Origin of the sequence: Pseudomonas sp. Marseille-Q5299 (assembly GCF_943737035.1) — a bacterium.
Classification (GTDB): domain Bacteria; phylum Pseudomonadota; class Gammaproteobacteria; order Pseudomonadales; family Pseudomonadaceae; genus Aquipseudomonas; species Aquipseudomonas putida_E.
Genome location: NZ_CALSFR010000006.1, coordinates 68,637 through 79,719, shown reverse-complemented (window position 1 = coordinate 79,719; position 11,083 = coordinate 68,637). Strand labels below are relative to the sequence as shown.

Below are 11,083 nucleotides of genomic sequence, written 5' to 3'. Positions count from 1 at the left end.
GGCATATGCAGCTGGGCTTCGTGCCGATTCTGGCGAGCGTGAAGCCACAGGTATCGGCGCATGTGGCGATCGACCTGGAAGGCGGTAGCGGGCCGAATGGCATCTATATCGACGAGGCGGACTGGAAGTACATCAGCCGACGTGATGTGGAGAAAGCGATCGTGCGCGAGGATCAGGCCGAAGAGCTGGCCTGAGGAACTGGGGCCGCTTTGCGGCCCTTTCGCGACACGAGGCCGCGCCTACAGGCATATACGTTCGCCTGTAGGAGCGGCCTCGTGTCGCGAAAGGAGGCCAAAGGCCTCCCCTAAAGTATCAGTGAGCCCAAGGCAGAATCGGAATCGCCGTCACCGCATTCTGCGGGCTGCCTTCGATCATGCGGTCGCTGTACACCAGGTACACCAGTGTATTGCGCTTCTTGTCCAGGAAGCGCACCACCTGCATGGTCTTGAACACCAGCGAGGTGCGCTCCTTGAACACCTCCTCACCGTCTTTCAACTCACCCTTGAAGTTGATCGGCCCGACCTGGCGGCAAGCAATCGACGCCTCCGCACGGTCCTCGGCCAGGCCCAGGCCACCCTTCACTCCGCCCGTCTTGGCGCGCGACAGGTAGCAGGTCACACCTTCGACCTTGGGGTCGTCGAACGCCTCGACCACGATGCGATCGTTGGGCCCGACGAACTTGAACACAGTAGATACCTGGCCGATTTCCTCGGCCCCTGCCAGCATTGGCAGCGCCAGGGCTGCCACGGCAATCACGCGCTTGAGCATGTTCATACCAGCACCAGGTTGTCGCGGTGGACCAGCTCCGGCTCGGCACTGTAGCCAAGCAGGGACTCGATGGCATCGGACGATTGGCCAATGATTTTCTGTGCTTCCAGCGCGCTGTAGTTGGCAAGGCCACGCGCCACTTCAAGGCCGTCCGGGCCTACGCACACCACCATTTCGCCACGGCGGAAGCTGCCTTGGACGGTCTTCACGCCTACCGGCAGCAGGCTCTTGTTGGCCTGGCGCAGGGCCTGAACCGCACCGGCGTCCAGCACCAGCGTGCCGCGGGTTTGCAAGTGGCCAGCCAGCCACTGCTTGCGCGCCGCCAGCATGCCGCGCTCAGGCGACAGCAGGGTACCCAGACGCTCGCCAGCCTTGAGGCGGTCGAGTACGCGTTCGATACGGCCACCGATGATGATGGTATGGGCGCCGGAACGGGCTGCCAGGCGCGCGGCGCGCAACTTGGTCTGCATGCCGCCACGGCCCAGGGCACCGCCGGTACCGCCGGCTACGGCGTCGAGCGACGGGTCATCGGCACGGGCCTCGTAGATCAGCTGTGCCTCTGGATTGTTGCGTGGGTCGGCGTCGAACATGCCGTCACGGTCGGTGAGGATCACCAGCAGGTCGGCTTCGACCAGGTTCGCCACCAACGCGGCCAGGGTATCGTTGTCGCCGAAGCGGATCTCGTCGGTAACCACGGTGTCGTTTTCGTTGATCACCGGCACCACGCCCAGGTCGACCAACGTACGCAGCGTGCTGCGGGCGTTGAGGTAACGCTTGCGGTCGGACAGGTCGTCGTGAGTCAGAAGGATCTGCGCGGTGTGCTTGCCATGCTCGCCAAAGCTCGACTCCCACGCCTGCACCAGGCGCATCTGGCCGATCGAAGCGGCAGCCTGCAGCTCGTTCATCGCGCTCGGTCGTGCGGTCCAGCCCAGCTGGCTCATGCCGGCAGCCACGGCCCCGGAGGACACCAGCACCAACTCAACGCCCGCCTCACGCAGGGCAACCATCTGCTCGACCCATACGGCCATGGCACCGCGGTCGAGGCCCTTGCCATCGGCCGTGAGCAGCGCACTACCGATCTTCACGACCCAGCGCTTGGCGCCAGTCACCTTGCTTCGCATCTTCTCTTCCAACCTATGTCGAATCTGTAGATACCGTGGATACAAAAACGCCGCTCCAGAGAGCGGCGTTTAGTGTACTGCAACCGGTCAGTCGCGCACGTAAATGATTTCCGGGCCGTCTTCGTCGTCCTCGAAATCATCGTCCCACGCGTCATCGTCGCCGATGTCATGCACGCTCTTGACGCCAGTACGACGCAGGGTACGGGCGTCGTCCAGGGCCTGCAGCTGGGCACGGGCTTCGTCTTCGATGCGCTGGTCGAGGTCGGCCAGCTCTTCAGCGTAGGCCGGGTCATTGGCCAGGCGATCGGCACGGTCTTCGATGTAGCGCATCAGGTCATGAGTGAGCTGCTCGGTGCCCTGCTTGGCGATGGCCGAGATCACGTAGACCGGGCCTTCCCACTGCAGACGCTCGACCACTTCCTTGACGCGCTCGTCGCGCTCGTCGTCCATCAGCATGTCCGCCTTGTTCAGCACCAGCCAGCGCTCACGGTCGGTCAGCGACGGGCTGAAGCGGGTCAGCTCGTTGATGATCACTTCAGCGGCATCGGCCGGGCTGCTGCCGTCCAGCGGCGCCAGGTCGACCAGGTGCAGCAGCACGCGAGTACGGGCCAGGTGCTTGAGGAAGCGGATACCCAGGCCGGCACCGTCGGATGCGCCTTCGATCAGGCCAGGGATGTCGGCAACGACGAAGCTCTTCCAGCGGTCGACGCTGACCACGCCCAGGTTCGGCACCAGGGTGGTGAATGGGTAGTCGGCAACCTTCGGCTTGGCGGCCGACACCGAACGGATGAAGGTGCTCTTGCCGGCATTCGGCAGGCCCAGCAGGCCCACGTCGGCCAGGACTTTCAGCTCCATCTTCAGGTCGCGCTGGTCACCCGGCTTGCCTGGGGTGGTCTGGCGCGGCGCACGGTTGGTGCTGGATTTGAAACGGGTGTTGCCCAGGCCGTGCCAGCCGCCTTGGGCGACCATCAGCTTCTGGCCAGGGGTGACCAGGTCACCGATCACTTCCTGGGTGGAAGCGTCGATCACCGTGGTACCGACCGGCACACGCAGGAACAGGTCCTCACCCTTCTTGCCGGTGCAATCGGTGCTGCCACCGTTGGCGCCGCGCTGGGCTTCGTGGTGACGGGTGTAGCGGTAGTCAACCAGGGTGTTGAGGTTTTCGTCGGCCACCATGTACACCGAGCCGCCATCGCCACCGTCACCCCCGTTGGGGCCACCGTTCTCGATGAACTTCTCGCGACGGAAGCTCATGCAACCGTTACCGCCATCACCGGCCTTGACCCGGATGGATACTTCGTCAACAAACTTCATTCAAAAACCGCCTCTCGCCTTCCGACGAGCTGAATACTTAAAAAACCTGAGGCTCTTGCAAAAATGAGCGCGGCGGCCCCGTACGACCGAAGAAACCCACGCCGGCAGCCCATACAAACAGCTTTGCAAGAGGCTCACCACAAACGAAAAAGCCCCGTCGCATGACGGGGCTTCTGGAGCGACGTCGCGATTAAGCGGCGACGATGCTCACGTAACGGCGGTTGAACTCGCCTTTCTTCTCGAACTTGATCACGCCTTCGATCTTGGCGAACAGGGTGTGATCCTTGCCCATGCCAACGCCGTAGCCGGCGTGGAACTGGGTGCCGCGCTGACGGACGATGATGTTGCCGGCCTTGACGACCTGGCTGCCATACATCTTCACGCCAAGGCGTTTCGATTCTGAGTCGCGACCGTTACGAGTACTACCACCAGCCTTCTTGTGAGCCATGGTTCAATTCTCCAAATAAATTCAGGGGATCTGAGCGATTAAGCCTGGATACCGGTGATTTTGATCTCGGTGAACCACTGGCGGTGGCCCATACGCTTCATGTGGTGCTTACGACGACGGAACTTGATGATGCGTACTTTATCGTGACGGCCTTGCGAAACGACTTCGGCAACAACTTTAGCGCCAGCGACGACTGGAGCGCCGATGGTGACTTCTTCACCGTTGGCAACCAGCAGAACGCGATCGAAAGTCACGGATTCGCCAGTGGCGATTTCCAGCTTTTCGATTTTGAGGAATTCACCTTCAGCGACTTTGTACTGCTTGCCGCCGGTAACGATTACTGCGTAAGACATGGGTATTTCTCCGATAATCCTGCTCACCCAGCGCTTTATATGATGAGTATTGGCTGGCATGGCTGCACAGGGCTGGAACGGCCCGGCGCAATTGCGTAAGGCAGGTGCTGCCCAGGAAGTTAGGGTGCGCGATTGTACGCAACCCGGGTTTTGCTTGCAAGTACCGGCCCCGCTCACCGGGCGGCGCGCCTTGACACACCGGGACCCGCGACCTAGCATGCCGCGCAACCTCACTGGAGCAGCCGATGCAACCCCAAACCTTCTACCGCGCGGTAGCTGACGATTTCAGCGCCGTCGACGAGATCATCAAGAAGCAGCTGACCTCGCGCGTGCCGCTGGTATCGAAGATCGGCGACTATATCACGTCGGCCGGCGGCAAGCGCCTGCGCCCCCTGCTGGTGCTGCTGTGTGGCAAGGCCCTGGGCCGCGAGGGTGACGACCTGCGCCTGCTCGCCGCAACCATCGAGTTCCTGCACACCGCCACCCTGCTGCACGACGATGTGGTCGACATGTCCGGCATGCGCCGCGGCCGCTCCACCGCCAATGCCCTGTGGGGCAACGCACCGAGCGTGCTGGTGGGCGACTTCCTTTATTCGCGCTCGTTCGAAATGATGGTCGAGCTGGGCTCCATGCCGGTCATGCAGATCCTCTCCAAGGCCACCCGGGTGATCGCCGAAGGCGAAGTGCTGCAGCTGTCGCGCGTGCGCGATGCCAGCACCACCGAAGAGGTGTACATGGAGGTCATCCGCGGCAAGACCGCCATGCTGTTCGAGGCCTCGACCCACAGCGCCGCCGCGCTGGCCGGTGCCACCGACGAGCAGCGCGAGGCCCTGCGCACCTTCGGCGACCACCTGGGCGTGGCCTTCCAACTGGTCGACGACCTGCTGGACTACAAAGGCGATTCGCAGACCCTGGGCAAGAACGTCGGCGACGACCTGGCCGAAGGCAAGCCAACCCTGCCGCTGATCTACACCATGCGTGAAGGCACGCCAGAGCAGGCTGCACTGGTGCGCAAGGCGATCCAGAAGGGTGGCCTGGAAGACCTGGAGCAGATCCGCGTGGCGGTCGAAGCTTCGGGTGCGCTGGACTACACCGCGCAGCTGGCACGTGATTACGTGAAGCGGGCCATTGAGTGCCTGGAAGTGCTGCCGGCCAGCCAATACCGGGATGCACTGGTCGAGCTGAGTGAGTTTGCGGTAGCGCGTACACACTAAGATCGCGCCACCCTCTTCGCGGGCAAGCCCGCTCCACAGGATCCGCGTGGTTCCAGAGGAGCAGGCTTGCCCGCGATGCATTTGTACGGACAAAAACACTTCCCCGTTAAAACCTTATACAATATGGGCCTTTAACCGTCTGTCTGTTTAAGGAACCGAAGTGAGCACTTTGCCGCCCTGCCCCAAATGCAATTCTGAATACACCTACGAGGATGGCACCCAGCTGATCTGCCCCGAATGCGCCCACGAGTGGTCGGCCAACGGCGAAGCCGATGCCGGCAGCGATGACGTGGTGAAAAAGGATTCGGTGGGCAACGTGCTGCAGGACGGCGACACCGTCACCGTGATCAAGGACCTCAAGGTCAAAGGCTCCTCCCTGGTGGTCAAGGTCGGCACCAAGGTCAAGAACATCCGCCTGTGCGACGGCGACCACGACATCGACTGCAAGATCGACGGCATTGGCGCCATGAAGCTGAAGTCGGAATTCGTGCGCAAGGTCTGATTACATAAAAAACAGCCAATAGTCTCTTGCTATTTTGATAATAAGAATTATTCTCATTGGACTGCTATCCAAGGAGAATAGCCATGACTTATCTGATCGACGCCTGGCTGGACCGCCCCCACCCTTACCTGCGCATCCTGCATCGCGAAACCGGCGAAGTGTGCGCCATGCTCGAAGAAGAAGCGCTCGACGAGCTGCGTGACCAGGGCGACCTGGACATGAGCGGGCTGAATTCGAGTGAGCCAGTGGTGCTCAAGGAGCTGGTGCGCAATCTGTTCCTGTTTTGCTATGCGCGGGCATTGCGCCCGGTGGGAACAGACTGGAATTGATCGGCATAGCGAGGGCTTTGCCCTCGTTCGCGACACAAGGCCGCTCTTACAAGAGCATCATGGGCCTGTAGGAGCGGCCTTGTGTCGCGAATGGGCCGCAAAGCGGCCCCAGAGGCATTACAGAACGTCGAGCAGCTCGACGTCGAATACCAGCACGCTGTGCGGCGGGATGCTGCCAACGCCTTGGGCGCCGTAGGCAAGCTCGCTCGGCACGTACAGGCGCCATTTGCTGCCAGCGTTCATCAGCTGCAGGGCTTCGGTCCAGCCAGCGATCACGCCACCGACCGGGAATTCAGCCGGCTGGCCACGCTCGTAGGAGCTGTCGAACACGGTGCCGTCGATCAGCGTGCCGTGGTAGTGGGTACGCACGTTGCTTTCGCGGGTCGGCTTGGCGCCTTCGCCAGCGGTCAGCACTTCGAACTGCAGGCCCGAAGCGAGGGTGGTGATGCCTTCACGCTTGGCGTTCTCGGCCAGGAATTCCTTGCCGGTGGCAGCCGCAGCTTCAGCCTTGGCAGCAGCTTCTGCTTGCATCACGTCACGGATGACCTTGAAGCTGGCCGACAGGTCGGCTTCGCTGACGCGGCTGTCGGCACCGTTGAAGGCGTCGGTCAGGCCGGCCACGATCGCTTCCAGGTTGACGCCCGGTGGCGGGTTGTCGCGCAGCTGGCCGCCCAGCTGACGGCCGATGCCGTAGCTTACGCGGGTTTCGTCGGTGGACAGGTTGAGTTCGGACATTGTCGTGCTCCACTGCAGGGCGCAGTGCAGCCGCGCCCTTGATGAAAAGGGCGAGCAGCCTAGCACACTGGGAAGCTGCGAGCAGCTACCAGGCCGAACGCTGGGAAATGGGTACCTTGAGGTCTTCTTCGGGGTGCGAACCCATGCCGCACATTTCGTCCTGCACAGACCAGTGCACCAGGTTCATCGAGACCATCGGGATGGCTTGCAGCAACTTGCGGGCGTCTTCCACCGAGTGCACGCGCAGGCGTTCACCGCGGGTATCGGCAAGGGGGTGGGCGTGGCCCTTGATGCGGGCCTCGAGCAGATAATCACCACCTTCGATGGCGATCAGGTTCACTTCGTCGACATGGCCGGCCCTGGCCTCGGTATTGAGCTGATGCAGGTTCATGAGAGCACCTCGCTGCTGGAACCAGGCATGAGTGCTCATTTTTCGTACAGGACCAGGGAATACACAAGGCATTGCTGACGCCGCTCGTCAGTTGGGCCGCGCTGGCCCCAGCACCGGTACGCCGGCGATGGGGCCCGAAAGCACTCAGTGCTTGGTGACTTTGTCCAGGTAGCCCATGCAGAACGCCGACACCACGAAGGTCATGTGGATGATCACGTACCACATCAGGTAGTCGGTAGAAATGTTCTGCGCGTCCATGAACACCCGCAGCAGGTGGATGGAGGAAATGGCCACGATCGAGGCGGCGACCTTCATCTTCAGCGACGAAGAGTCCATCTTGCCCAGCCAGTTGAGCTTCTCCTTGCTGTCGTCGATGTCCAGCTGCGAGACGAAGTTCTCGTAGCCGGAGATCATCACCATGACCAGCAGGCCGCCCACCAGCGACATGTCGATCAGCGACAGGATCACCAGGATCAGGTCGGCTTCGCTCAGGGCAAAGACGTTGGGCAGGACGTGGATGACTTCCTGGAAAAACTTCAGCGCCAAGGCCAACAGGCCGAGGGACAGGCCGAAGTAGATGGGGGCGAGCAGCCAGCGCGAGGCATACATCGCGTTTTCGAGAATACGTTCCATGGAGGGTTGGGACTCGTCAGGTGACTAAAAAAGCGACGCCGAGTATAGCCAGCCACCTGTTACAGCAAAAGCCCGGCCTGAAGGGGGCTGCCGTGCAGCGCAACCGCCGACAAGCCGGCTACCTCAGGTACACCACTGCCTTGGTAAGCAGTGAGGCCCCAGTGCGAGCCGGCTTGCCGGCGATTGGGCCAGAAGAGGCGCTCAGGTTTCAGGATGGAACTGGTAATCCCCCAGGTTGCGACAACGTTCACCGTTGATCCGGCGCAACTGCGCCTGCAGGTGCAGGCACCAGATCTGCGGATCCTCGGCCACCTGGTACCCATGCAGGGTCAGGCTGTCGACAATGGCGTTGAGCACCGACTCGGCCACCAACGGCCCATGGAACGGCCCTTGGGCCTTGATGGCTGAGGGTTGTTCACCGGCCATGCCGGCAGCGAACAGCAAGGTCCACATGCCGTTATCACCGGCCAGCGGGCGAATGCTGCATTCGATACGCGTCACCAGGCCCAGGCACTGGCGAGTGAGGCAGAGGTTGCGCATGGCCGCGTCCCCCTCCAATAAGCCGTATTCAGCTCGAAACGTTCGGGCTGTTTCCATCCTGAACCCTGATACCGTCCTAAGTTCCAGCATAGAATAGCGGCGCAAAAAGATGGAAAACCGGCGCTGAACGGTAGCACATGGCCGCTAGCGCCGATTTATTGACTCAGGCTGGCTTGGCCTGGGCAATCACCTCTTCCAGGCGTTCCTTTTCCGCCTTCTCGATGTCTTCCTCGCTGATCATCTCGGCGATCTCGCGCAAGCGCTCGACCACCCGGGCGTTGACGCTGCCTTCGGTGAACTGGCCCTGCTCGTCCTGCTCCCCGGCGTCCTCACCCACCAGCAGGCTCAGCGCCTCGTCAGCCTGGCTGACCGCATAGACGTGGAACACGCCGTTCTCGACCGCCTGCAGCACACGCTCATCGAGCATCAGTGTGGCCACGTTGGCGCGCGGGATGATCACACCCTGCTCGCCCGTCAGGCCACGGGCCTCACACAGGCGGAAGAAGCCTTCGATCTTCTCGTTGACCCCACCCACCGCCTGCACTTCACCAAACTGGTTGATCGAGCCGGTGATCGCGAAGCACTGTTTGAGCGGGGTGCGCGACAATGCCGAGATCAGCGTGCACGCCTCACCCAGCGAGGCACTGTCACCGTCCACATAGCCGTAGGACTGCTCCAGGGCGATGCTCGCGGAAATCGCCAAGGGGAATTCCTGGGCATAGCGGCTGCCCAGGTAACCGGTGAGGATCATCACCCCCTTGGAGTGGATCGGCTGGCCCAGGTTGACCTCGCGCTCGATGTCGACGATGCCGCTGCCGCCCGGGTAGACGGTGGCGGAAATGCGCGCCGGCATGCCGAACGCCGAGTCGCCGACCTCCAGCACGGTCAGGCCGTTGCACTTGCCGATAGCCGCGCCTTCGGTGTCGATCAGAATGATGCCGGCGAGCATGTCGTCGAGCACGCGCTGCGAAACGCGCCCGGTGCGGGTGGCCTTGGCCTTGAGCGCACGCTCGATATGCCCGGCGTCAGTCATCTCGTCACTGGCCAGCTGGCGGATGAAATCGGCCTCGCTGACCAGCTGGAACAGGTCACCGATACGCGCCGACAGGCGCGACTGGTTTTCCGCCAGGCGCGCACTGTAGGTGGCCAGGCGCGCCACCGCATCGCTGGTCAGCGGCGCCATGCCCTCCTCGTTGGTGCGGGTGCGCAACAGCTGGGCGAACTGCTCGAGGTTCTCGTCGACCATCGGCATGTCTTCGTCGAAATCCACCAGCACCCGGAACATCTCCTGGAAGTCCGGGTCGTGGTCCTGCAACGCGTAGTACAGCTGACGCGAGCCGATGATCACCAGCTTGACGTTGAGCGGGATCATCTGCGGCGTCAGGCTGACGCTGGCGACACGGCCCAGCTCACCGATCGGCGACTCCATCTTCAACTTGCGCGACTGCAGGGCGCGCTTGAGCGCATCCCAGACGAACGGCTCGCCGAGCATCTTCTCCGCTTCAAGGATCAGGAAGCCACCGTTGGCACGGTGCAGCGCGCCTGGGCGCAGTTGGCGGTAGGAGGTGTACAGCGCCCCTTGGTCGGTGCTGTATTCGATCCGCCCGAACAGGTTGTCGTAAGTTGGGTGCGGTTCGAACACCACAGGGGCGCCACCGACGGCGTGGTGGCCGACCACCAGGCTTGGGGCGTATTGCTCTTCGAGCAGCTTGCGCGCCACGGCGTCGGTCTTGCTGTCATCGACCAGTTGCTCGACCACGGTACGCAGCAGGTTCAACTGCACCGATTGCAGGTAGGCGCACACCGCGGCGTTCTCGGCGTACTTTTCCGACAGCGGCGCCAGCAATGGCTGCAGGGCCAGGGTAATGGTTTCTTCGTTGAGCTGGCGCAGGTGGTTGTTCGACTCGCGCTTCCACTGTGGCAGGCTGGCCAGTTCTTCGTTGAGGCGCTCCTCAAGGAAGGCGATATCCTCGTGGAACTGCTCGCGGACCTCTTCCGGCAGCTGGGCGAATTCGGCTTCGTCCAGGGCCTTGCCGTCGGCCATCGGGGTGAAGGCGACATTGCTGGCGTCGCGGTACAGGGCCACGTCCTTTTCCAGCGAGGCGCGCTCGATGACATCCAGGGCGCGGTCGTAACGCTGGTTGAAGGCGCGGTCGATGGCGCCCTTCTTCTGCTGGTAGGACGGGTGCTCGAACACCGCCGGGAAGGTCGCCAGCAGGTTGTCGATCAGGCCGCCCATGTCGCTGATGAATTCTGCGGCGCTGCCCGACGGCAGCTCCAGTGCCCGTGGCTCGCGGGTGTCATCGAAGTGGTTGACGTAGACCCAGTCGGCCGGGGTCTGCTGGCGCTTGCCCTCGGCCTTGAGGTAGCGCTTGACGAACGAGAAGCGCCCGGTGCCGGGCTCGCCCATCACATACACGTTGTAACCAGGGCGTGGCATGGCCACGCCGAACTGCAGGGCCTCGACAGCACGTTCCTGGCCCAGGACTCCGCGAAACGGCTCCAGATCGTCGGTATTGGCAAAGGCAAACTGCTCGGGGGAAAAACGCCTGGTCAAAGCTTCAGGCGCGAGACGCAGGCGCGCAGCGACGGGATCGGGCATTGGGTTTCCTTACTTCGGCGGGGCAGATACGCAGCATTCTGGCGCTGCCCGCGCGCGCCTTGCAAGGCTCAGCGGGACTTTATGTCGCAGTATCGATTAGCGACCCAAGCAAATTTTTCGCAATCAACGACGC

The 11,083-nt window shown here is 62.4% G+C and carries 13 protein-coding genes and 1 pseudogene; 4 read left to right on the top strand and 10 right to left on the bottom strand.

Annotated features, from left to right (window positions below):
* Positions 1-5: 5 nt before the first annotated feature.
* Positions 6-194 (top strand): annotated as a pseudogene (locus NGJ21_RS17670) (Mks condensin complex protein MksF); the annotation flags it as partial.
* A 118-nt stretch (positions 195-312) separates the two neighbouring features.
* Here the strand turns inward: NGJ21_RS17670 and NGJ21_RS17665 are convergent.
* From NGJ21_RS17665 to rplU, 5 genes are all read right to left on the bottom strand, one after another.
* Positions 313-774 carry a CreA family protein gene (locus NGJ21_RS17665; RefSeq protein ID WP_039603157.1) on the bottom strand — a complete coding sequence of 154 codons (462 nt, stop codon included), beginning with the start codon at positions 772-774 and terminating at the stop codon, positions 313-315.
* Positions 771-1,889 carry a glutamate 5-kinase gene (gene proB, locus NGJ21_RS17660; RefSeq protein ID WP_012316297.1) on the bottom strand — a complete coding sequence of 373 codons (1,119 nt, stop codon included), beginning with the start codon at positions 1,887-1,889 and terminating at the stop codon, positions 771-773. The genes NGJ21_RS17665 and proB overlap by 4 nt, the downstream gene beginning before the upstream one ends.
* Positions 1,890-1,976: 87 nt before the next feature.
* Positions 1,977-3,203: an Obg family GTPase CgtA gene (cgtA, locus tag NGJ21_RS17655; RefSeq protein ID WP_046784592.1), complete on the bottom strand. Its 1,227-nt coding sequence runs from the start codon at positions 3,201-3,203 to the stop codon at positions 1,977-1,979.
* Positions 3,204-3,393: 190 nt separating this feature from the next.
* A complete protein-coding gene (gene rpmA / locus NGJ21_RS17650) occupies positions 3,394-3,651 on the bottom strand; it encodes a 50S ribosomal protein L27 (RefSeq protein ID WP_008092023.1) in 258 nt (85 codons plus the stop codon).
* A 38-nt stretch (positions 3,652-3,689) separates the two neighbouring features.
* Positions 3,690-4,004, bottom strand: a complete 315-nt coding sequence (gene rplU / locus NGJ21_RS17645; protein WP_008092021.1) for a 50S ribosomal protein L21 — start codon at positions 4,002-4,004, stop codon at positions 3,690-3,692.
* A 245-nt stretch (positions 4,005-4,249) separates the two neighbouring features.
* Here rplU and NGJ21_RS17640 point away from each other — a divergent pair, with 245 nt between their 5' ends.
* From NGJ21_RS17640 to NGJ21_RS17630, 3 genes are all read left to right on the top strand, one after another.
* The gene (locus NGJ21_RS17640; protein ID WP_039603156.1) at positions 4,250-5,218 is read left to right on the top strand and encodes a polyprenyl synthetase family protein; all 969 of its coding nucleotides are present in this window, start codon (positions 4,250-4,252) and stop codon (positions 5,216-5,218) included.
* A gap of 160 nt (positions 5,219-5,378) precedes the next feature.
* Entirely contained in the window at positions 5,379-5,720 is a 342-nt protein-coding gene (locus tag NGJ21_RS17635) for a zinc ribbon domain-containing protein YjdM (protein WP_012316300.1), read from the top strand.
* 83 nt (positions 5,721-5,803) lie between these two features.
* Complete coding sequence (locus NGJ21_RS17630) at positions 5,804-6,049, top strand: PA4570 family protein (protein WP_039603155.1); 246 nt, start codon at positions 5,804-5,806, stop codon at positions 6,047-6,049.
* 117 nt (positions 6,050-6,166) lie between these two features.
* Here NGJ21_RS17630 and bamJ read toward each other — a convergent pair whose 3' ends face one another.
* From bamJ to NGJ21_RS17605, 5 genes are all read right to left on the bottom strand, one after another.
* The gene (gene bamJ, locus NGJ21_RS17625; protein WP_012316302.1) at positions 6,167-6,784 is read right to left on the bottom strand and encodes a BamJ family beta-barrel-assembly machinery protein; all 618 of its coding nucleotides are present in this window, start codon (positions 6,782-6,784) and stop codon (positions 6,167-6,169) included.
* An 85-nt stretch (positions 6,785-6,869) separates the two neighbouring features.
* Entirely contained in the window at positions 6,870-7,175 is a 306-nt protein-coding gene (locus tag NGJ21_RS17620) for a DUF6482 family protein (protein WP_046784593.1), read from the bottom strand.
* A 144-nt stretch (positions 7,176-7,319) separates the two neighbouring features.
* Positions 7,320-7,808: a TIGR00645 family protein gene (locus NGJ21_RS17615; RefSeq protein ID WP_012316304.1), complete on the bottom strand. Its 489-nt coding sequence runs from the start codon at positions 7,806-7,808 to the stop codon at positions 7,320-7,322.
* A gap of 201 nt (positions 7,809-8,009) precedes the next feature.
* Positions 8,010-8,348, bottom strand: coding sequence for a PA4575 family protein (locus NGJ21_RS17610; protein ID WP_012316305.1), 339 nt, complete (start codon positions 8,346-8,348; stop codon positions 8,010-8,012).
* Positions 8,349-8,511: 163 nt separating this feature from the next.
* On the bottom strand, positions 8,512-10,950 hold the full coding sequence (locus NGJ21_RS17605; RefSeq protein WP_046784595.1) for a Lon protease family protein: 2,439 nt from the start codon (positions 10,948-10,950) through the stop codon (positions 8,512-8,514).
* Positions 10,951-11,083: the final 133 nt, after the last annotated feature.